The sequence below is a fragment of the Pseudorhizobium banfieldiae genome, from assembly GCF_000967425.1.
Lineage (GTDB): Bacteria > Pseudomonadota > Alphaproteobacteria > Rhizobiales > Rhizobiaceae > Neorhizobium > Neorhizobium banfieldiae.
Genome location: NZ_FO082820.1, coordinates 3,727,819 through 3,750,101 on the forward strand (window position 1 = coordinate 3,727,819; position 22,283 = coordinate 3,750,101).

17 protein-coding genes are annotated in these 22,283 nt (G+C 61.3%); 9 read left to right on the forward strand and 8 right to left on the reverse strand.

Features of this window, described 5'->3' with window-relative positions:
* Positions 1–99: 99 nt before the first annotated feature.
* From NT26_RS18050 to NT26_RS18060, 3 genes are read right to left on the reverse strand one after another with little or no spacing between them, the layout of a single operon-like run.
* Positions 100–3,531, reverse strand: coding sequence for an error-prone DNA polymerase (locus tag NT26_RS18050; protein ID WP_244467640.1), 3,432 nt, complete (start codon positions 3,529–3,531; stop codon positions 100–102).
* Entirely contained in the window at positions 3,531–4,946 is a 1,416-nt protein-coding gene (locus NT26_RS18055; protein WP_052642347.1) for a Y-family DNA polymerase, read from the reverse strand. The genes NT26_RS18050 and NT26_RS18055 overlap by 1 nt, the downstream gene beginning before the upstream one ends.
* A 40-nt stretch (positions 4,947–4,986) precedes the next feature.
* Positions 4,987–5,910: an ImuA family protein gene (locus NT26_RS18060; RefSeq protein ID WP_052640743.1), complete on the reverse strand. Its 924-nt coding sequence runs from the start codon at positions 5,908–5,910 to the stop codon at positions 4,987–4,989.
* A gap of 165 nt (positions 5,911–6,075) precedes the next feature.
* On the opposite strand from NT26_RS18060, the gene NT26_RS18065 reads away from it, so the two are divergent.
* Complete coding sequence (locus NT26_RS18065; protein ID WP_052640745.1) at positions 6,076–6,513, forward strand: metallopeptidase family protein; 438 nt, start codon at positions 6,076–6,078, stop codon at positions 6,511–6,513.
* 23 nt (positions 6,514–6,536) lie between these two features.
* On the opposite strand, the gene NT26_RS18070 is transcribed toward NT26_RS18065, so the two are convergent.
* Both NT26_RS18070 and NT26_RS18075 read right to left on the reverse strand, forming a co-directional pair.
* Positions 6,537–6,743 carry a DUF1737 domain-containing protein gene (locus NT26_RS18070; protein ID WP_052640746.1) on the reverse strand — a complete coding sequence of 69 codons (207 nt, stop codon included), beginning with the start codon at positions 6,741–6,743 and terminating at the stop codon, positions 6,537–6,539.
* On the reverse strand, positions 6,740–7,624 hold the full coding sequence (locus tag NT26_RS18075; RefSeq protein ID WP_152338640.1) for an HpcH/HpaI aldolase/citrate lyase family protein: 885 nt from the start codon (positions 7,622–7,624) through the stop codon (positions 6,740–6,742). The genes NT26_RS18070 and NT26_RS18075 overlap by 4 nt, the downstream gene beginning before the upstream one ends.
* A gap of 108 nt (positions 7,625–7,732) precedes the next feature.
* Here NT26_RS18075 and NT26_RS18080 point away from each other — a divergent pair, with 108 nt between their 5' ends.
* The 6 genes from NT26_RS18080 to NT26_RS18110 all read left to right on the forward strand — a co-directional run bounded on the left by NT26_RS18080 (position 7,733) and on the right by NT26_RS18110 (position 12,683).
* On the forward strand, positions 7,733–7,960 hold the full coding sequence (locus tag NT26_RS18080) for a hypothetical protein (protein WP_052640749.1): 228 nt from the start codon (positions 7,733–7,735) through the stop codon (positions 7,958–7,960).
* 131 nt (positions 7,961–8,091) lie between these two features.
* Positions 8,092–8,697: a 3-isopropylmalate dehydratase small subunit gene (gene leuD, locus NT26_RS18085; RefSeq protein WP_052640751.1), complete on the forward strand. Its 606-nt coding sequence runs from the start codon at positions 8,092–8,094 to the stop codon at positions 8,695–8,697.
* Positions 8,698–8,712: 15 nt separating this feature from the next.
* Positions 8,713–9,102 (forward strand): RidA family protein, encoded by a 390-nt coding sequence (locus tag NT26_RS18090; RefSeq protein WP_052640753.1) that lies wholly within the window; start codon positions 8,713–8,715, stop codon positions 9,100–9,102.
* 96 nt (positions 9,103–9,198) lie between these two features.
* Positions 9,199–10,308: a 3-isopropylmalate dehydrogenase gene (gene leuB, locus NT26_RS18095; protein ID WP_052640755.1), complete on the forward strand. Its 1,110-nt coding sequence runs from the start codon at positions 9,199–9,201 to the stop codon at positions 10,306–10,308.
* Positions 10,309–10,679: 371 nt separating this feature from the next.
* Positions 10,680–11,714: an aspartate-semialdehyde dehydrogenase gene (locus NT26_RS18105; RefSeq protein ID WP_052640759.1), complete on the forward strand. Its 1,035-nt coding sequence runs from the start codon at positions 10,680–10,682 to the stop codon at positions 11,712–11,714.
* A 198-nt stretch (positions 11,715–11,912) separates the two neighbouring features.
* The gene (locus NT26_RS18110) at positions 11,913–12,683 is read left to right on the forward strand and encodes a lytic murein transglycosylase (RefSeq protein WP_425287741.1); all 771 of its coding nucleotides are present in this window, start codon (positions 11,913–11,915) and stop codon (positions 12,681–12,683) included.
* Between the two features lie 10 nt (positions 12,684–12,693).
* Here the strand turns inward: NT26_RS18110 and NT26_RS18115 are convergent, their stop codons facing one another.
* Together NT26_RS18115 and pdxY are read right to left on the reverse strand one after the other, a co-directional pair.
* Complete coding sequence (locus tag NT26_RS18115) at positions 12,694–13,374, reverse strand: carbonic anhydrase (protein ID WP_052640763.1); 681 nt, start codon at positions 13,372–13,374, stop codon at positions 12,694–12,696.
* A gap of 47 nt (positions 13,375–13,421) precedes the next feature.
* Positions 13,422–14,291, reverse strand: coding sequence for a pyridoxal kinase PdxY (pdxY, locus tag NT26_RS18120; RefSeq protein ID WP_052640765.1), 870 nt, complete (start codon positions 14,289–14,291; stop codon positions 13,422–13,424).
* Positions 14,292–14,464: 173 nt separating this feature from the next.
* Between pdxY and NT26_RS18125 the strand changes: the two genes are divergently transcribed.
* Both NT26_RS18125 and NT26_RS18130 read left to right on the forward strand, forming a co-directional pair.
* Positions 14,465–19,237 carry an NAD-glutamate dehydrogenase gene (locus tag NT26_RS18125; RefSeq protein WP_052640767.1) on the forward strand — a complete coding sequence of 1,591 codons (4,773 nt, stop codon included), beginning with the start codon at positions 14,465–14,467 and terminating at the stop codon, positions 19,235–19,237.
* A gap of 28 nt (positions 19,238–19,265) precedes the next feature.
* Positions 19,266–20,660, forward strand: coding sequence for an MFS transporter (locus NT26_RS18130; RefSeq protein WP_052640769.1), 1,395 nt, complete (start codon positions 19,266–19,268; stop codon positions 20,658–20,660).
* 3 nt (positions 20,661–20,663) lie between these two features.
* Here NT26_RS18130 and purH read toward each other — a convergent pair whose 3' ends face one another.
* On the reverse strand, positions 20,664–22,280 hold the full coding sequence (purH, locus tag NT26_RS18135; protein ID WP_052640771.1) for a bifunctional phosphoribosylaminoimidazolecarboxamide formyltransferase/IMP cyclohydrolase: 1,617 nt from the start codon (positions 22,278–22,280) through the stop codon (positions 20,664–20,666).
* Positions 22,281–22,283: the final 3 nt, after the last annotated feature.

Sequence of the window (22,283 nt, forward strand, 5' to 3'; positions counted from 1 at the left end):
GGATGGCTTCTGTCAAGATAGAATCATCTGCCTATTAGCATTCGCTTGCGCTCGCGACCCCGACTGCGCCGACTTGCCACACCTCCTGCGACCACCCGGTTAGTGGAAGTTGCGTCCCTTTGGCATGACATCCTGTGGGCGTGGCTCCTCGGAGAAAAGGCTGCTCCCTTTTCCTTTCGTGATATCGCGTCCGTCCCGCTCAGGTCCCCTTGATTTGCGATAGCTGCCGCAGCCTGAACCCAATGTCTCGTCCGAGCCTGGGCGAGGGCCGCCGAACCGCCGGACCTCCTTCTGGAGCAGACCAAGCATATGCGTAATATCCTCGATCTGCTCCACGACCGTATGAATGACACCTTGGGCGCTCTGCAGCCGGCCACGGATCTTCACCATGCGCGCACCCATCACCACGGGGCGATATTGCTCGAACACCTTCGGCCAAACGATGGCGTTGGCCACCCCCGTTTCGTCTTCCAGCGTCATGAAGATCACGCCTTGCGCCGATCCCGGGCGCTGGCGCACCAGGACCAGCCCGGCAATGATGACCTTCCGCCCGTTCGGCACCGAAAGAAGGTCCACGCTGCGGCTGACACCCATCCGGACGAAATCCTCGCGAAGGAAGGACGTTGGATGAGCCTTCAGGGAAAGCGTCAGATGGCGGTAGTCTTCGATAACCTCTTCTCCCGGCAGCATGTCGGGCAGCCTTGCTACCGGCTCCACCTGGAGTTCTCCCTGCTTCACCTGATCGAACAATGGCAGCTTGTCGGCAGCCTTTCGTGCATCGAGGCCTCGCACCTGCCAGAGGGCTGCGCGACGCGAAAGGCCGATGGAGCCGAAGGCATCGGCATCCGCAAGCCGCTCGAGATCCGCCTTGTCGAGGCCGGAGCGTAGCCACAGATCGCGAACGGAAGCATAGCCGCTGCCGCGGTTCTCGAGCAGCCGGTCGCGAATGGACCGCTCCGACAGGCCCTTGATCTGGCGAAACCCCAGTCTCACAGCCTTGCGGGTGCGGATCACCCGGCGCATCTCGCTATGCCTCGGGTCGATATCCTGCGGCCAGAACGGCGCCTTCTCCAGGCTGCTGTCCCAGTCGGACAGGTTGACGTCCACCGGCCGGACCTCGACTCCATGTTCCCTGGCATCGCGGACGAGTTGGGCCGGCGCATAAAACCCCATGGGCTGGGAGTTCAGAAGGGCAGCACAAAAGACATCCGGATAATAGGTCTTGATCCATGAGGAGGCGTAGACCAGCAGCGCAAAGGATGCGGCATGGCTTTCCGGAAAGCCGTATTCGGCAAAGCCTTCGATCTGGCTGAAGCAGCGCTCGGCAAATTCCCGGCTATAACCGTTTCCGGTCATTCCGGACACCAGGGCCCTCTTGAACTCCACCACCCGGCCCGATCGCTTGAAGGTCGCCATGGACCGGCGCAGCTTGTCGGCTTCCGATGGCTTGAATCCTGCCGCAGTGATCGCAATCTGCATCACCTGCTCCTGGAAGAGCGGAACGCCGAGCGTCCGCTCCAGAACCGCCCTGAGCTCCGGCTTCTCGTAATGGATCTCCTCGCCCCTGAGCGCCTTCTCACGGCGCTTCAGATAGGGATGCACCATGTTCCCCTGGATCGGTCCAGGCCGGACGATCGCCACTTCGATGACGAGATCGTAGAAGCGACGCGGCCTCAGCCGCGGCAGCATGCTCATCTGTGCCCGGCTCTCGATCTGGAAGACGCCGATCGTGTCGGCGCGGCAGATCATGTCGAAGACATTCGGGTCGTCTCCCTTGGTCAGCAGGCTCGCCAGCGTTTCCTCCTGCCCGTAATGATCCTGCAGGAGCGCCAGGCCTCTCCTCAGGCAGCTCAGCATCCCGAGCGCCAGCACGTCGATCTTGAGGAGCTTCAGGGTATCGAGATCATCCTTGTCCCATTCGATCATGTAGCGACCGGGCATGGCGGTCTTCATGATCGGGACCACCTCGTCAAGCCTGTCGCGCGTGATCAGGAAGCCGCCGACATGCTGGGTCAGGTGGCGGGGAAAGCCCATCAGCTCCCTGGCATGGGCAATGACCTTCTGGGTAGCGGGATGGGCAAGGTCGAGGCCGGCCACCTTTGCTTCCCGCTCCGAAAGCCCTTCTTCAGACCAGCCCCAGACGGTGCTTGCCAGCGCCGCCTGCACGTCTTCGGAAAGACCGAAGGCCTTGGCCACTTCCCGACCCGCCATGCGGGTGCGGTAGCTCGTCACCGCTGCCGTCAGCCCCGCATGGCGGAAGCCGTAATGTGCGTATATATACTGAATGATCTCTTCGCGCCGCTCGTGCTCGAAATCGACATCGATATCCGGTGGCTCGTTTCTCTCGGTCGAAATGAAGCGCTCGAACAGAAGCGTGCTGTGCTGGGGGTCGACCTCGGTAATTCCTAGGCAGTAGCAGACAGCGGAATTGGCCGCCGAGCCCCTCCCCTGGCAGAGGATGTTCAGCTTGTGGCGGGCATGCCAGACGATGTGGCGCACGGTGAGGAAATAAGGCTCGTACTGCATCTCCTTGATGAGATCGAGCTCGTAGCGGATCAGATCGGCAACCTTCTCCGGCACCTCGTGGGAATATCGCTTCTCGGCTCCCTCCCAGGTCAGTCGCTCCAGCGTTTCCGCCATGGTCTCACCCGGCACACTCTCGTCCGGATAGTTGTGCTGCAACTCGTCCAGGGAAAATAGAAGCCGGCTAAAGAATTTCCCTGTATTGGCCATAGCCTCGGGATAATCGTTGAAGAGGCGTGCCATCTCCCGTCCCGTCTTCAGGTGCCGCTCACCGTTTGGCGCCAGTCTGAAGCCCGCTTCGGCAATGGCTACATGTTCACGGATTGCAGTCACCACATCGGAGAGGGAACGTCTTTCCGGGAGGTGGAAAAGCGGCTGGTTACTAGCCAGAAGCGGGATGCGATGCGTGGCGGCGACGGCTGCAAATGTGGCGAAGACAAACCTGTCTTGCCCGTCATAGCTGGGAGACAGTGTCAGATAGACGGTCTTGCCGAACGTCTGGCGAAGCAGCTTCAGGACCTCCCCGAGCTTTTGCAGATAGGCATGATCGGAGGCGCAAGCGGGATCAGGCGTCACCGCCAGCATCATCTCATGCCCCCATTCCACGAGATCCCATTCCTCCAGGATGCAGTTGCCCTTTTCCGTACGGAGGTTGCCGCGGCTGAGGAGGCGGCAGAGATTGCCCCATCCCTTTCGGTTCATCGGATAGGCCAGGACGTCAGGCGTCGCGTCGGAGAAAACGAGCCGCGCGCCAGGCTGCATGCGGCAAGGAGACGGAAGCTCCTTGCTGTCGTCAGGCGCTTCCTTTCCTCGCTGATGCCGTTCGGCAAGATCCCGGACATGGCTGTGGGCACGCACCACTCCGGCCACCGAATTCCGGTCGGCAATACCAAGCCCCCCCAGCCCGAGCAGGGACGCTGCCAGCACCATCTCCTCCGGCTTCGATGCACCTTCCAGGAAGGAAAAATTGGTCCGGGCGCCAAGCTCGAAGAAAGCGGGATCCGCCATCACGCGAAGATCCCATGCATGTGCCATGTGGGGCGATAATCGGAACTGTAATGACCCTGGCGGTAGACCCAGAACCGGTGCCCGGAAGCGACTTCAAGTTTGAAGTAGTCCCGCTCCTGTCCCGCTTCCTGGTCAAGCCACCATTCCGGCGAAATGCGCTCCGGCCCTTCCGCCCGCGCAACATCGTGAAGAACACGGCGCCAGCGGAAGCGGCTCGGCGGCCCGTCCGGAACGATTGCGGCAAAAGCCTCCACGGGCTCCGGTCTTGGAAGCAGCCGCAGTGGCCTTTCCCGTCCCGTCGTGTCAGCTGGGTTCTGCCTCCCCTCATTTCCCGCATCATGACCAAGAGCGGGGTACGCGAAAACGGCGCGCTCGGGGATATGGCTTTCCCGGAACTGGAATGCCTGGAGCACATCGTCCCCCAGCCTGGCCGATACCCGGTCGATCAGATCTGCCAGGGGCGCTTCTCCAGACGCTTTTTCCAAAAGATTGTCCTGGCTCGCCTCGTAAGAATCATGCTGAAGGACGTTGAGCCGCAGAAGCTCGAAGCCAAAGCCTGCATCCAGCTCGTCATGAACGGATTTCAGTCTCTCCGCGAACAGTCTGGCAATCCTCTGCGGATTCCGCAGAGGGCGGGATGCGCCGGCGACGATGCGGAACACGCGGCCATCCACCCGAAAGAGTACCAGTTCGAAGACCCGTCCTCCCGCCCCGCGCGCCTCCAGGCTGGAGCAGAGCGACTGGGCAATCCGTGAAGCCAGTTCCAGTATGTCCTCTTCCGCCTGGATCGCTTCCGCCAGCTTACGCTCGACCGACAGGAAAGCGACCGGACGCCGGGGGGAGATGGGCTCCTCCTCATGCCCGAGCGCCTGGTCAAGGCGAAGCAGGACATGGCTGCCGAACCGGCGGGCCAGTGGCGCCCGTGGCATCGAGATGAGATCTCCCACCCGCTTCAATCCGAGCTTGTTCAATGCGGCTATGGTGTCTGCCTCGATGCGCAGGCAGGCAACGGACAGCGCCTCAAGCACTTCCTGCGCCGCACTATCAGCAATCACCCCGCCGGCCCCGAAACGGGATGCAGCCCAGGAGAGGCCTGGGGATCCCGAAATCGCTCCCTGAACCTTGAATCCCATCTGGAAGAGGCGCAGCAGGATATCGTCGAGCAGAACCTGCTCCCCGCCGAACAGATGCGCGCAACCGGTGATGTCCAGGAACAGGCCGTCACTCCCGTCAAGGGCCACCAGCGGCGTATAGCGATCGCACCAGTCCGCAATTGCCTCCAGGAGTGCCCCGTCGGCGGCGGAATCTTCCTCGGCGACATCGATTGCCGGATGTATGGCTCGCGCCTCGGCAAGACCCTGACCCTGACGCAAGCCCATTTCCACCGCCAATTCATCCAGCGCCGTGAGGCGCACGGCATTGTCGCGCCGGCCCGAGCAGAGCAGCGGAGGATGGTCAGGACGCCCGGCCAAACGCCACGAGCCGCCCCAGCGCCGGCGTGCGATCCGGTCCGTCGGCAGGTGCGGGAAGACCAGTGCCAGAATGCGTTGACCCGCTGATGGAAAGGCAAGACGACTCTGGTGGCTGGGCAAGTATGAATAGGCGGTCACGGGAATTCCACTCCAGGGTAAAAGAGAGCGGAGCCGGGTTGCGGCTCTTCTCAAGCGTCAAACGGAAGGCTGGAAATCCGATGCTGCCGCCAAGCATGGCTCCATTGGGAAGGACCCGCTCCGAAGCGGGACCCGGTTCGGCACGGAAGCGGAAGACGGCGCTGCTCGCCTCCTCCTCGCCCGCATGCCGCAAGAGCAGGATCGGCCGCCTCGCCGCCTTTGCCCGCAAGCTGAGCCTCCGGCTCTCGGAGAGGCCGAATGCAGAAGGATTGCCTCTGATTTCGAGAATGGTCGCGGCCAGCGCACCGCTCGCTGCTGCAGTTTCCGCCAGCCACAACGCCTCCTCCAGCTTTCGAGGTGTGGCCTGGAGGAAGTGCTTTATCTTGAGACCATATTGCGCAAGCCCCACCGGATAAGGCAGTCCCGCCTCGCTATTGGAGAATCTGTCGCCGATCCACAAAAGGGCAGAGGCTTCAGCCTGCCGCTGGATAAGAGCCGCCAGCGCCAGAACAAAACCACTGCCTGCTCCGGCATTGCGCATGGCAGATGTCCGGATCTCCGTTATGCCATCCAGGGGCAAGCCACCATCCAGTGCTGCATCCATGTCCGGAAGCCCCATCGCAACGCGATGGGGAAATCTGATACGTTTGGTTTTCTGTTCACCCTGCGGCTGCTCCTCGCTTACCAGCGTGGGAGCCTTGCCTTCCAGTTTGGCAATCGTCTTACGCAGGGCAAAAAGTCTCTCCTGCGCCGTGGCATGCTTGGCCATGGCGTCAGCTCCATTCCGATGTTCACTTTATGTTCTAATGGATTCCAGAGCTCTCCAGAAGAGTCAACAGCCATTTTAAGAGAAGAGCCGGCTTCCTCGGGAGCTCTATGAATCCTCTCGAAAATTTCCGGAAATAGATTATATGAGCTCCAACAAGGAGCATCTATGGCCCGTATAGACCAAACCGACGATTGGCGGGATCGCCACGCGCCGACACTCAGCGCTTTTGAATCGTTGGCCATCGAAGCCTATGGCAACCTGCCGGAAGAATTTCGGGCGCTGACGACCAATTTGACCATCGAGATCGAGGATTTCCCGGATGACGAGATCTTCGAGGACATGGCGCTGGAAACGCCCTTCGACCTGCTCGGCCTCTTCGAAGGGCGCGGCATTTCCGAGCGCTTTTCCATGGAGACCGGCGAGCTGCCGAACCGCATCCGGCTCTACCGCCGTCCGATCCTGGATTATTGGGCCGAGAACGAGGAAACGCTGGGCGATATCATCACCCATGTGCTGATCCACGAGATCGGTCACCATTTCGGTCTGAGCGATGACGATATGGAGCGGATCGAGGCGAGCGCCGAAGAGGCGACGGATCGCTGATCCGCCCCTCTTCTTGAACCAGCTTACTGCTCGCCGAGCTTCATGTCCGGATGATAATCCTTCCCTTCGACGGTCTTCGTGACCGCCTGCCCGCAATACATCCTGTTTTCGGCCGCATTGAAGCTGTGGCTGGGTGATCCATGCAGATCCCAGCCCTTGTTCAAGGCATCGGTGACGCGGTGGCAGAAGGAGGCGTCGTCGGGGCCCGTCAGGAAGCGGTAGAGTTTCATGCTTTCATCTTTCTTTCAGTGATCTGTCGTGCCTTGGCCATGAGCCGTTCGGCCTGTTCCAGGTGAAGCCGCTCGACCATTTTCCCGTTCATGTTGATGACGTTGAGGCCCTCCGCGGCCGGATCGGCAAAGGCGTTGATGATTGCTTCGGCCTCCGTGACCTCCTCATCCGACGGTCCGAACGCATGGTTGGCGGCCTCTATCTGGGCGGGATGGATCAGCATCTTGCCATCGAAACCCATCGCGCGGCCTTGCGCGCATTCGACCGCAAACTCCTCGGTATCGCGGAAATCGTTGAAGACGCTGTCGATCACATCAAGGCCGTGGGCCCGAGCGGCCAACACCACCTGCATCATCCACGGCACCAGATAGGCTCGCCCAGACTGCGGTAAAACGGCTGTTTCCTTGCGCAGGTCGTTGAGGCCAAGCACGAGACAGTCCAGCCGCGCATCGGCCCCGGCGATGGCCGCAGCGTTCAGCACGCCCCCTGCCGTTTCCATCATTGCCCAAAGCCTTACGCCCGGCGAGGTTGCGGCAAGAACACTCGCAGCCTCATGGATATCCTGCGGACCCTCCACCTTGGGAAGAAGCAGTGCATCCGGCTTGAGCTCAAGGATCAGGTCTAGATCCCCCCTCCAAAAATCGGAGCCTAGGGAATTGATGCGGATTATGGTCTCCCGCCCCTCAAGTGGCGTCTCCTGAAAATGGCGGCGCAGGTTTTCCCGCGCTTCCGCCTTCTTCTCCGGGAACACCGAATCCTCCAGGTCGAAGATCACCCCGTCGCAGTTGAGGTCATGAACCTTGTCGAGAGCCCGCTGGTTGATGGCAGGGACACTCAGAAGGGAACGTCTCGGCGGGGAATGCTTCGGGGAAGTGCTCATCGCGATTTTGTGACAAGCTTTTGCATGCGCCGCAATAGATCAACCACGCAAAAGCCTTGCAAGCCTGATCATGAGGGGCCACATTTCCATTAGAGAAAGGTTTGGACCATGCGAAACATCCGTTCATTCGTCCTTTTCACCAGCGGCGTTGCTCTTTTCGCCTTGGCTGCATTGCTCACTGCGTCCCTGACGGTGGCCTTCGCGGGTATTCTCGGCGTGCTGGCAGCTGGACGTCTCCTGTCGGCACGTCTGAAGCCGATCCCGGTGAAGACGAGAGCCCGCAAGGATGACATGCGGGTCTGGAACGACGGTCGCGGCACGATCATCGATCTCTGAACCTTCCATCTCCATCGGCGCAAGCGCCTGATTTTCGGGCGCCTGCCGTACCGCGCAAAGCCAAACGGTTCTTCAAATCCGCCTGGATTTGCGCTAAGGGCTTCCGCAGATAATCCGTGCGGAGGCAGATCATGGAAAAGTTCACCAAGCTCACCGGCGTCGCAGCGCCGCTTCCGGTCATCAATGTCGACACGGACATGATCATTCCGAAAGATTACCTGAAGACGATCAAGCGCACGGGCCTCGGCAAGGGGCTTTTCGCGGAAGCCCGCTACAAGGAAGACGGATCGGAAAATCCGGCTTTCGTGCTGAACAAGCTAGCCTACCGCAACGCCAAGATCCTCGTGGCTGGCGACAATTTCGGCTGCGGCTCCTCCCGCGAGCACGCGCCTTGGGCACTCCTTGATTTCGGCATCCGCTGCGTCATCTCCACGAGCTTTGCCGACATCTTCTACAACAACTGCTTCAAGAACGGCATCCTGCCGATCGTCGTCAGCCAGGACGATCTCGACAAGCTGATGGACGATGCTTCGCGGGGTTCGAATGCCGTCCTGACCGTCGATCTCGAGGCTCAGGAGATAACCGGCCCCGATGGCGGCTCGATCCGCTTCGACATCGACCCTGCACGGCGTCATATCCTTCTTGAAGGCCTGGACGACATCGCCAGCACGTTGAAGAACGAATCCGTCATCGGCAGCTTCGAGCAGAAGGTCAGCGCCGAGCGGCCCTGGCTCTGATCGGGCCCGCCACTGATGGTCAGGCGCATCTCGTCCGGGTCCCCTTTCGAAGCCAGCATCGGCTATTCCCGCGCCGTCGTGGATGGCGACATGGTCTATGTCTCCGGGACCACTGGTTACGACTATGCGCGGATGGAAATGCCCGAGAATGTGGCCGACCAAACGCGCAACGCTCTGGCGACGATCGACCAGGCCTTGAGGGAGGCGGGAAGCGGGCTGAACGACATTCTTCGTGTCCGTTACTACCTGACCGACATGGCCGACTACGAGCAGATCGTTCCGGTTCTTGGGGCGGCGTTCGGTGAAATCAGGCCAGCGGCCACCATGGTGGTTTTCGGCTTGATCGCGCCTGAAATGAAGGTCGAGATCGAGGTAACGGCACGGATCGGCGCCGGTACATCCTGACAAAAATTGGCGGCCTTCTCCTCTCGGCAGGCTCGGAGGAGGTCTCGTAGCACGATGGTCGTGCAAAGGTGAGCCCGCCACCGAGAGGAATAACGAATGACGAAGTCTCTCTTCCTGCTTCCTGGCGACGGCATCGGCCCGGAGGCCATGGGCGAGGTCCGCAAGATCATCGCCTATATGAATGCCGAGCAGGGTGCAGGCTTCGAAACCGATGAGGGGCTTGTCGGCGGTTGCGCCTACGACGCCCACGGCGCGGCAATCTCGGAAGAGGACATGGCCAAGGCCATGAACGCCGATGCTGTGCTATTCGGTGCCGTCGGCGGCCCGACGTGGGACGACGTTCCTTACGAGGTCCGTCCTGAAGCCGGTCTTCTGCGCCTGCGCAAGGATCTCGAGCTCTTCGCCAACCTTCGCCCGGCAATCTGCTATCCGGCACTGGCCAACGCCTCCTCGCTCAAGCCCGAGCTTGTCGAAGGCCTCGACATCCTGATCGTCCGCGAACTGACCGGCGGCGTCTATTTCGGCGAGCCGAAGGAAATCATCGATCTCGGCAACGGCCAGAAGCGCGGCATCGACACCCAGGTCTACGACACCTACGAAATCGAGCGGATCGCAAGCGTCGCCTTCGAACTCGCGCGCACCCGCAAGAACCGTGTCTGCTCCATGGAAAAGCGCAACGTCATGAAATCCGGCGTGCTCTGGAACCAGGTGGTGACGGAAACGCACAAGCGCGCCTTCTCCGATGTCCAACTCGAGCACATGCTGGCGGACGCCGGCGGCATGCAGCTTGTGCGGGCGCCTAAGCAGTTCGACGTCATCGTCACCGACAACCTCTTCGGCGACATGCTGTCCGACGTGGCCGCCATGCTTACCGGCTCGCTTGGCATGCTGCCCTCCGCCTCCCTTGGTGCTCCCGACGCCAAGACCGGCAAGCGCAAGGCGCTCTACGAACCTGTCCATGGCTCCGCACCGGACATTGCCGGCAAGGGCATCGCCAACCCGATCGCCATGATCGCCTCCTTCGCCATGTGCCTGCGCTATTCCTTCAACCTGGTCGCAGAAGCCGACCGACTGGAGAAGGCGATCGCCAATGTCCTCGACCAGGGCATCCGCACCGGCGACATCATGGCCGACGGTTGCCGACAGGTCGGGACGTCCGAGATGGGCGATGCCATCCTCAAGGAATTCTCCGGCCTTTCTGCCTGAAAAGATCTCAGTGGCGCTTCAAACGGAGCGCCACTGATTTGAGGACTCCGGCTTCCGACACAGGCACGGCCTCAACAGCGGTCGGCGCTTGACTCCACATCAGAATCTTCTAAACACCACGTCGAACGGGAAAGCATCCTATGAACCGCCGCGAGTATCACATCGCTGCAGACCTCCAGCCGGCACATGGTGCTGGGCTGCATTCATGCTTTTCCGCCTCCAGCAAAACCACGGCCAAAACGACGACGAAAACCGTCTGACGTCTCTGGCCCGCCGCTCTCTCCCCGGTTAGGCCGGGGACAAGGAAACCCGCGATCCGTCGCGGCTTCCCCCTCAACGGATCGAGGAGAGGCAGAAAGAGAGCAAAAATCATGGGTTTCAAGATTGCAGTCGTCGGTGCTACCGGCAATGTCGGGCGCGAGATGCTCAACATCTTGTCGGAGCGGGGCTTCCCGGCTGACGAAGTGGTGGCGCTTGCCTCCGCCCGGTCGCAAGGCACGGAGGTCTCCTTTGGAGACAAGGTTCTGAAGGTCCAGAACCTCGAAAACTACGACTTCTCCGATACCGATCTCTGCCTGATGTCGGCGGGCGGCGAGATCTCGAAGAAGTGGTCTCCGAAGATCGGCGCGCAGGGCTGCGTCGTCATCGACAACTCATCGGCTTGGCGCTATGACGCCGAAGTTCCGCTGATCGTTCCTGAAGTGAATGCGGATGCTGTCGAGGGCTTCCGCAAGAAGAACATCATCGCCAACCCCAACTGCTCGACCGCCCAGCTCGTCGTTGCGCTGAAGCCGCTTCACGACGTCGCAAAGATCAAGCGCGTCGTCGTGTCGACCTATCAGTCCGTTTCCGGTGCCGGCAAGGAAGGGATGGATGAGCTCTTCACCCAGACCCGCGCCGTCTTCGTCGCAGACCCGGTCGAGTCGAAGAAGTTCACAAAGCGCATCGCTTTCAACGTCATCCCCCATATCGATAGCTTCATGGAAGACGGCTACACGAAGGAAGAGTGGAAGGTGCTGGCCGAAACGAAGAAGATGCTCGATCCGAAGATCAAGGTGACCTGCACCGCCGTCCGGGTTCCCGTCTTCATCGGTCACTCCGAATCGGTCAACATCGAGTTTGAAAACGAGATCACCGCCGACCAGGCACGAGATATCCTGCGCGAGGCGCCGGGCTGCCTCGTCGTCGACAAGCACGAAAACGGCGGCTACGTCACCCCTGTCGAATGCGCCGGCGAAGACGCGACCTACATCTCGCGCATCCGCGAGGACGCGACCGTAGAGAACGGGCTGAACATGTGGGTCGTCTCGGACAACCTGCGCAAGGGCGCGGCGTTGAATGCCGTGCAGATTGCAGAACTTCTCATCAACCGCGGCCTGATCAAGCCGCGCAAGCTCGCGGCCTGAAGAGAATGACAGCACTACCGGCGCAGATCGCGCCGGTAGCCAGCTTCGACCTTCACGAAGAATTTTAGTGAGGACGAGTTGAAGCGGGCGGCAAGAGTCCCATAAAGCTCCACTCAATGGAAATAGGGCAACCAGCCCCTCGGAACCGGATCAACCATGCTCAACACCTTGCGTCTCGCCACTTTTGCGACTGCCTTCATGTCCCTGGCCATGCCTGTTGCGGCAGCTCAGTGCGGCAACGACAGTTCCGGCTTCTCGAACTGGGTCCAGGCGTTCAAGCCTCAGGCGGTCGCCAATGGCATAAGCCCGCAGGTCGTGGAAACGGCGTTCTCGAACATTTCCTACAACCGCGAGACCATTAGAGCCGACCGAGGCCAGAAGAGCTTCAAGCTCTCCTTCGAGCAATTCATGGAGAAGCGCGGCGGCGCAACGATCATTGCGCGCGGCAAGAAGATGAAAGCTGGCAATGGCCAGCTCTTCGCCGCGATCGAGCGCCGCTATGGAGTACCGGCCGGGCCGCTCCTCGCGATCTGGGGAATGGAAACGGGCTTCGGCAACTTCTTGGGCAACCAGCACACACTATCGGCTGTCGCCACGCTCGCCTACGACTGCCGCCGCTCCGCCTACTTCACCGAGCAGCTCTACGCTGCGCTCACGCTTGTGCAAAGGGGAGACCTGAGCCCTGCCGCGAAGGGTGCCGCCCATGGCGAGATCGGGCAGACGCAGTTCCTTCCGGTCAACGTCGTGCGCTATGGCGTGGATGGCGACCGTGACGGGCATGTCGACCTGGTGGGTTCACGCGCCGATGCGCTCGCCTCCACGGCCAACTTCCTCGTCGGCCATGGTTGGCGACCCGGCGCCGGTTATCAGCCGGGTGAACCGAACTATGTGGCGATCCAAGGCTGGAACGCAGCAACCGTCTATCAGCGGGCGATCGCCCATATAGGCGCGGCAATCGACGGCCAATAGACGTCATCCCTCAAGCGGCAGGTTCGGAATCTTCCAGCGGCGCAGCCGATCGATCGCTTGGCCGGCCGAAATCTCCGGTCTTTGCGTCCATGATCCAGAGTTCGCCGGTCGAGATATCGAACCACGCGCCGTGAAGAAGCACCTTCCCCTGCTCTTCCAGTGCACGGACATAGGGAAAAGTCCGAAGGTTGCTGATGGAATTGCGGATCGACACCCGCTCCAGTGCCGTCTGACGTTCGCTCGCGGTCATCAGGTCATTGCTCTGGATCTGATCCGCAGCGGGGCGAACCAGCCCCATCCATTTTCCGATGAAGTCGCCGGGCGACAGCGGCTCCATATCGGGGTCGAGCGCCGCCTTGATGCCGCCGCACCGCCCGTGACCCATGATGACGATGTTCGGGATCTTCAACGCCTGCACGGCAAACTCGATCGCTGCGGAGGTCGCATGATACTGGCCATCCGGTTCATAGGGCGGGACCATGTTGGCGACATTGCGCACGACGAAGAGTTCGCCGGGCCCGCAGTCGAAAATCGTCTCTGGCGCCGCTCGTGAATCGCAACAGGCGACCACCAGGGTGTGCGGATTCTGCCCGGCTTCCGCCAAGGTCCGGTAGCGATCACGTTCATCGTTGTAACGGCCGCTCATGAAGTTGCGGTAGCCGCTCAGGAGGTGCTCGGGAAACTGCTGCATGGCTTGGGGTTCTCCTGAAAGTGCTGCGGGATCTGTTACCGCGGATGTCATCGTCTTACCCGCTGAAGCGGATGGATCAGCCGGCGCATGTGCACCATTGCCATGGGACTGGTCAAACTGGCGGCATCGGTCTCAAGCGTAAGCTCGTCGCTGCCGCGCTTGGCCGTCCGGGCGAGGATCTCATAGACGCTCGCCGTCGCCAGCCGCAATGCCCTCTCCTCGTCTGCTCCCGTCATCAGGCGGGCGAGGAAAAGCGCCGAAAGAAGATCACCCAGCCCGTTCGGCGGATTGTCGATCAGGCGGTGCTCGGCAAGAAGTGCATGCGTGCCGGTAAGATAAAGATTGCCGGTCCCACCGGCCATCATCGGTATGGCGGAGGTCACCAACATCCGCGATGGACCGAGCGCCAGCGCCGCCTCCATGATCGCGGCATTGCTGTCGAGCTCGCTTCCGGCGAGCCATGCAAGCTCGTAGCGGTTCGGGGTTGCGACACTGGCCAGTGGCAGGAGCTCGTCGCGGATTGCCTCCGCAGTCGACTGCGGGATGTAGAGCCCACCGACGTCACCTATGACGGGATCGCAGACATAGAGAAGGCTTGGATTTCTTTCCTGTAGCGCGCGGACGAGCCTCGCAACCGCCTTCGGCTGCCGCTCGTTTGCGAAATAGCCTGTCAGGACAGCACTGACCTCTCCGAGCCAGCGCGCGTTGATGAGATCATCGATTGCCTTGTCGAACTCGTCGGCAGCAAATGTCAGGCGGGTCGAAGGACCATGGCCGGGATGCCAGGGCAAGACAACCGTTGGTAGCGCCCAGACCGGGAATCCCAACGTTTCAAACGCGAAGACAGCGGCGCGATTCCCGACGGAACCGCGTACGACATGGCTGGAGATGACAATGACGGCGCCGGAATTTTGCATGTTCTTGCGTTTCCGTTTTGCCTAGCTTGATGGTTTCTTCGCGCCTGCTTGTCAATAACCGGCTTTGGAGGCGTCGATGCAAAACTGGTTGCCACCTTGAGTCGGCACGGTCGCGCACTGTTGACGGATCGGGTTTGGCGACAGCATGGTGGCGGCATCATATGGAGAGTGACATGGGCAGGCAGAATCCGAAGCGGGACAAGCAGATCGAGATGGCGCACAAGGTGGCAGCCGAAGGCAAGGGCGCCTTCCTGGACCCGGCCATCCTGTTCGGCCGCGCCAGCTCCGACGATCTCGAGCCCTACACGCCCCGCATGCTCGCAGCCTCTGCGGTTCACGCGGCAGAATGCCTCAAGAACTGGATCAGGGTCCGTCCCTCCATAACTCTCCAGCCGGTGGAAGGCGTCGACCCGCAGGGTGCGACAGCGCATGTGTTGACGGTTATCGACCGGAACATGCCGTTCCTCTTCGATTCAGTCATGGGAGAGGTCACAGCCTCCCATCGGGAGCTCTACCTCGCCGTCCACCCGATCCTGCTTCTGGAGCCCGGGAAGGATCCGGCCCTCCGCTCGGCGGACCAGCCGAGCAATCCTGCGCACCATGTCAGCCTGATCCAGGTTCACCTCCCTCCGCTTCCCGACGCCGATGCAGAGGCCCTTGTCGCGCGCATCCGCTATGTTCTGGACCAGGTCCATCTCGCAATCGCCGACTGGCGACCGATGCTCGATCTCCTTGAAGGTGCGGCAGACCAGTTGCGCACCTACTCCGCAAGCCGGAAAAAAGCAGACAGGGATGAATCACTCGCCTTCCTCGACTGGCTCCGGGATGACAACTTTACCTTCCTCGGCATGCGGGAGTATGTCTATTCCGGCAAGGGAGCCGGCGCCAAGGTGGAGCGCAGCAAGGGGCGGGGGCTGGGCATCCTGTCGGACCCGGATGTCCTCGTCCTCCGCCAGGGCAAGGACGCGGTGACCACCACCCCGGAAATCCTCGAATTTCTGGACGGTCCTGACTTTCTGATCGTCACGAAGGCGAATGTGAAGTCGGTCGTTCATCGCCGCGCCTACATGGATTATGTCGGGATCAAGCGCTTCGATGCGGACGGCAGGGTAACCGGGGAGCTGCGCGTCGTCGGCCTTTTCACCGCGACGGCCTATACCCATTCGGTACGCGATATACCGCTGCTTCGCGCCAAGGCTCAGCGGGTCGAGGAACAACTGGCCTTCGACCCGAACAGCCATTCGGGCCGGATGCTGGCCAACACGCTGGAATCCTACCCGCGCGACGACCTCTTCCAGATCGACGTGCCGACACTTGCGCGCTTCTGCGAACAGATCATGGAGCTGAGCGAGCGCCCACGGGTGCGGGCTCTTCCACGCATCGACCACTTCGATCGTTTCGTTTCCGTAATCGTCTACGTCCCACGCGAGGATTATGATTCGCAGGTGCGAGAGAAGGTGAGCGACTATCTTGCGCGCGTATATGAGGGTCATGTATCGGCGTATTACCCCGCCTTCCCCGAAGGGGGCGTTGCCCGCGTCCATGTCATCATCGGACGCCGCGGTGGGCGTACCCCACGCATTCCCCAGCCGAAGTTGGAGGAGGCCATCCGGGCCATCTCTACGCCTTGGGAGCAGAGCTTCGCAGCACTTGCTGACAGGCAGACCGGCCTTACGGTCAACAAGGCCTTTCAGGAGGCTTTTGCGCCCGCGGAAGCCTACGCGGATTTTCATGACATCTCGGCCTGTGCGGAAGGTGCCCCGATCCGCATCACGTTCTACACCCGGCCGGAAGATTCGGCTGAGACCCTCCGCCTGAAGATCTTCCATCAGCCGGAACACCTGTCGCTGTCACGCCGCGTACCGCTTCTGGAAAATCTCGGCTTTCACGTCGTCAGTGAACAGACCTTCGACATTGATATCCGAACCGACGACCACACTAGGCCTGTCGTGTTGCACGACATGGAACTCGAACTCCATCCCGGGACGCCCTTTAATCTCGAGCGTGATGCCGATCGTTTGGAGGAGGCCTTCCTCGCCGCCTTCCATGGCGCGTCGGATAATGACAGCTTCAACCGGCTCGTGCTCTTGTCGGGCTTGAGCGTCCGGGAAACGACGGTATTACGGGCCTATGCACGCTATCTCCGGCAGGCCGGCATCGTCTACTCTCAGGCGCTGATCGCCGATACGCTTGCCCGTTACCCGGCGATTTCCCAGGCGATCTGGCGGCTCTTCCAAGATAGCCTGGATCCCGAATTCGGCGAGAGGACTCGGGTGAAACGCCTCTCGGCTCACCACGCCGCACTGGAAGAGGCCCTTGCAGGCGTTCCCAGCCTCGACGACGACCGGATCTTCCGCCGCTACATCAACGCGGTGGATGCGACGCTTCGCACCAATTATTTCCAGCGCGATGAAGAGGGCCAGCCTCGCGCGACACTTGCGTTCAAGTTCGACCCCAAGCTGCTCGACGGCCTGCCGCAGCCACGTCCATTCCGGGAAATCTTCGTCTACGGCACCGAGGTCGAGGGCGTGCACCTGCGCTTCGGCAAGGTGGCGCGTGGCGGACTGCGTTGGTCCGATCGCGCCGAGGACTACCGGACGGAGGTGCTTGGCCTGGTGAAGGCGCAACAGGTCAAGAATGCCGTCATCGTCCCTGTCGGGGCCAAGGGCGGGTTCGTGCCCAAGGCGCTTCCGTCTGGCGGTTCGCGCGACGAGATCTTCGCTGCAGGCCGGGAGGCCTACAAGACCTTCATCCGCACGCTGCTCTCCATCACCGACAATATCATCGATGGGGAGGTCGTTGGGCCGCAGAGCACCGCCCGCCCCGATGGCGACGACCCCTACTTCGTGGTCGCTGCGGACAAGGGGACGGCAACTTTCTCCGATACCGCCAATGCGCTGGCCCAGGAAGCGGACTTCTGGCTTGATGATGCCTTTGCTTCCGGCGGGTCGGCTGGCTACGACCACAAGAAGATGGGCATCACCGCACGCGGCGCCTGGGAAACCGTCAAGCGACACTTCCGTGAACTGGACATCGACATCCAGACGACGCCCTTCATAGTGGCGGGAGTTGGCGACATGTCGGGCGACGTCTTCGGCAACGGCATGCTGCTGTCGAAGCACATCCGGCTCGTTGCTGCTTTCGACCATCGGGATATTTTCGTCGATCCCGATCCGGATACGGCGCGCAGCTTCGCCGAGCGCCAGCGCCTCTTCGCACTGCCGCGATCAAGCTGGCAGGACTACGATCGTACCTGCCTTTCCGAAGGTGGCCTGATCATCTCCCGCACCGAAAAGTCGGTGAAGCTCACGCCACAGGCGAGGGCAGCCATTGGTCTAGACAGGGATATCGCAACCCCCTTTGAGATTATGACCGCCATCCTGAAGAGCCCGGTCGATTTGCTCTGGTTCGGCGGCATCGGCACCTACATCAAGGCCGCTTCCGAGACCGATGCCGAGGTTGGGGACCGGTCTAACGACCCCATTCGTGTGGTCGCCGCCGATGTGCGGGCCCGGGTCATCGGCGAAGGCGCCAACCTCGGCGTGACCCAGAAGGGACGCATCGCCTATGCCATGCATGGTGGCCGGCTGAATTCGGATGCGATCGACAACTCCGCCGGAGTGAATTCTTCCGACGTCGAGGTCAACATCAAGATCGCTTTCAGTTCCGCCATGCGCTCCGGCCGCCTGACGCGCGACAAGCGCAACCAGATCCTGTCTTCGATGACCGACGAGGTGGCGGAACTCGTCCTACGCAACAACTATCTGCAATCGCTCGCCATTTCCCTGACGGAGCGGAAGGGCACCGATAACCGAGAAGAGCTGTCGCGGCTAATGTCGGTTCTGGAGACGCAGGGGCATCTAAACCGTACGGTCGAAACGCTCCCTTCCGATACCGAACTCGCAGAACGCTATCTCGCCGGGAAGCCGCTTACTCGGCCGGAGATCGGCGTCCTGCTTTCCTATGCTAAGCTGACCCTCTTCGACGAGATCCTCGAGAGCGCACTTCCGGACGACCCCTACTTTGCGGAGGTCCTCCGGAACTATTTCCCGTCGAAGATGCAGAAAGGGTTCGCCGCCGACATCGAGGGCCATCGTCTGCACCGCGAGATCATTTCGACCGTCCTGGCAAACGAGGTCATCAACCGGGGTGGGCCGGGCTTCATCCAGGCGATGATCGACGCGACGGGAGCCTCTCCATCGGAAGTAGTCAAGGCGGCCTATCTCGCTCGTGAAGGGTTTGAACTGTCCCGCCTTTGGGCTGCCACTGATTCCTTGGACGGAAAGCTCCCAGGCGAGACCCAGAACAAACTTTATGCCCGGATCGGGGAGATATTTACGGACGCGACGCACCTCATCCTGATCACGCGATCGGGTCTGGGGTCAATGGACACGGCGATCTCCAGCCTCAAGGCGGGCGCAAACAAGCTGCGCGGAGCGATGGATACGCTGGGACTCGCGTCCGAACTTCGTGAACGGGCAGCGGAGATGGAGACAGAAGGTGTGCCTACCGCTCTTGCGAGGGACATCAGCCGCCTGCCGACGCTTTCCCTCGTCCCGGAGATCCTGTTGATCGGCAGCCGTACGGAGAGTGATCTCGGCCGTGTTGCTCAGACATACTTCGCGGCAACCGACACGTTCAGGATAGATCCTCTGCTGAGGCTCGGGGAGGCGGTCAGGCCTGGAGACCATTATGAAAGCGTCGCGCTTGGGCGAAGCCTTGCGCAGATCTCTTCAGCCCGTCGTGACATCGTCTGCTCCGCACTCACCTCGCATCCCCGTGACAAGAAACCCCTGGAGCTTTGGTACGGCGACAGGCGTCAGCAGGTGAACAGGCTGGTCAACGAAATCCTGGCCTTGAGCGAGGCGAGCGACTTCAACCTGGCAAAACTGACGGTGGTCGCAGGCCTGCTTGGAGATCTTGCAGCTTCGAGGCCGACGAGTTGAGTGCCGGGTTCATTCCGGGAGAGTCCCAGTGACCGATCGCGCGCCGTCCGAGGTCCTGCACCAACCCGGCGCGTCTCGGCTTGGCGTCCGCGGTTGGATGCTCTTTGACTGGGCGGCACAACCTTTCTTCACCGTCATCGTGACCTTCGTATTCGGCCCCTATTTCGTCGCCCGGCTGACGGAGGACCCGGTTTCGGCGCAAGCGGCCTGGGGCAGCATGGCAACGGTTGCATCGATCGTCATTGCGGTCCTGTCACCGGTGCTCGGCTCGATCGCCGACCAGTCGGGCCCGCGCAAGCCATGGATCGCAGCCTTCGCCGCCGTGAAGATCCTGTGCCTCTCGCTGCTCTGGTTTGCAGCCCCGGGGACAGCCATGGTCTGGCCCCTTCTGCTGATGATCTTCGCGATGATCTCGGCGGAGTTTTCCATCGTCTTCAACGACTCGATGATGCCCCGGCTGGTGAGACAGGAGGAGGTCGGCAGAGTGTCCAACACCGCTTGGGGTCTCGGCTATCTCGGCGGCATGCTGGTGCTGATCCTCGTCGTCGCCTTTCTTGCCGGCAGCCCGCAGACCGGGCTGACCCTGATCGGCATCGACCCGCTCTTCGGCCTCGACCCTTCTCTCGGAGAAGATGCCCGTATTACAGGGCCGATAGCAGCGGGCTGGTACCTGGTCTTTATCCTGCCGATGTTCCTTTTCACGCCGGATGCTGCCCGAGGCCTTCCAATGAGAGCGGCAATCCGATTCGGTCTGGGGGAGTTACGGGGGACGATCAGGGAACTTAGGCAAAGACCCGGCATCACCCGATTTCTCATTGCGCGGATGCTCTATCAGGATGGCGTAAATGGCCTGCTGATCCTGGGTGGCGCCTTCGCGGCCGGCATGTTCGGGTGGGCGACCATCGAGATCGGCGTCTACGGCATCCTCCTGAATGTCGTCGCCATATTCGGCTGCCTCGTCGCCGGCCGCCTCGATCTGAGGCTGGGCTCAAAGATCGTCGTCCTGGTGGGACTGGTCCTGCTCATAGCTGCAACGGCAGGGATCATCTCCACCGGTCCCGGCTTCGTCTTCTTTGGTCTCGTGCCTCTTGCCATCGAAGACAGCGGCGGACTTTTCGGGACGGAGGCGGAAAAGGCCTACGTGCTCTTTGGCCTCTTGGTCGGCCTCGCCTTCGGCCCTGTACAGGCGTCGTCACGCGCCTATCTCGCCCGCAGCGTCGACATTGCCGATGCCGGACGCTACTTCGGAATCTACGCACTTTCTGGACGCGCAACCAGCTTCATGGCAACGCTGCTGTTTTCGCTGGTTACCTATGCCACCGACTCTTCACGCATCGGGATGGCGACGCTCATCCTGTTCCTGGCGGCTGGGCTCGTGCTTCTCTTGCGGACGCCCTATCCAGCCAACCGAACGGCTAGATGAAACCTAGTGGCGGAAGTGGCGCATGCCGGTGAAGACCATGGCGACGCCATGCTCGTTCGCTGCATCAATCACTTCCTGGTCGCGCATGGAGCCACCGGGCTGGATGACTGCGGTAGCCCCGGCCGCAATTGCGGACAGGAGGCCGTCCGCGAAGGGGAAGAAGGCTTCGGAGGCGACCGCAGATCCCTTCGTCATCGGCTCGGACCATCCCATTGCCTTGGCCGCTTCCTCCGCTTTGATCGCTGCAATGCGAGCGGAGTCGATGCGGCTCATCTGCCCTGCCCCGATACCGGCCGTCTGGCCGTCCTTCGCATAGACGATCGCGTTGGATTTGACATGCTTGGCCACCTTGTAGGCAAACTTCATGTCTTCAAGCTCCCGGTCGGTAGGAGCCCGGGTCGTGACGACGCGAAGATCGATGTCCTCGATCATCCCGTTGTCGCGTGTCTGGACCAGCAGGCCGCCGGCCACGGTCTTCGCCGTGATGCCGCGGGAGCGGGGATCGGGCAGACCGCCGGTTTCGAGAAGCCGCAGGTTCGGCTTCTTGGCGATCACCGCCTTCGCCTCTTCGGAGACTTCAGGTGCAATGATCACTTCCGTGAACAGCTTCACGATTTCCTCGGCCGTCTCACCGTCCAGCAACTGGTTGAGGGCTATGATCCCGCCGAAGGCGGAGGTGGAATCGCAGGCAAGCGCGCGAAGATATGCTTCCTTTAGCGAGGCTCCTGTGGCGACGCCGCAGGGATTGGCATGCTTGATGATCGCACAGGCAGGACCCTGCTCCGGTGCAAACTCGCCGATGAGTTCGAACGCGCCGTCCGTGTCATTGATGTTGTTGTAGGAGAGCTGCTTGCCCTGCAGGAGCCTTGCGGTGGCAACACCCGGGCGGCTCTCGCCGGCCACGTAGAATCCCGCACTTTGGTGCGGGTTCTCGCCATATCGCATCTCTTCCCTCAGGACGCCGCCGATCGTCCGGTAGCGCGGGATCTCGATATCGAGCGCTTCGGCGAACCAATTGGAGATTGCTGCATCATATGCGGCGGTCCGTGCATAGGCCTTGGCTGCCAGTTTCTGGCGGAAGGAATAGCTGGTCTGGCCATTATTGGTGCGCAAGGCCTCTATCAGGGCAGGGTAGTCGGACGGGTCGACGACGATGGTGACGTAAGCATGGTTCTTGGCCGAGGCGCGTATCATCGCCGGTCCGCCGATATCAATGTTCTCGACGGTCGTGGGATAATCTCCGCCGGCAGACCTTACCTCCTCGAACGGGTAGAGGTTGATAACCGCCAGGTCGATCGCCTCGATCCCATGCGCCTTCATCGCCTCAACATGCTCCTGATCGTCGCGAATGGCCAGGAGACCGCCGTGGACGTTCGGATGCAGGGTCTTGACCCGTCCGTCCATGATCTCCGGAAACCCCGTGATGTCGGAAACATCCGTCACCTTGAGCCCGGCGGCGGAGAGCGCCTTGTGCGTGCCACCGGTCGAAAGGAGCCGGACGCCCTGCGACGCAAGAGCGCCTGCGAGTTCGACGATGCCGGTCTTGTCTGAGACCGAGAGAAGCGCCGTGCGGATCTTGACGTTGTCGGGAGCGGGAATCTTCTTGGAAACGACGGCCATCGG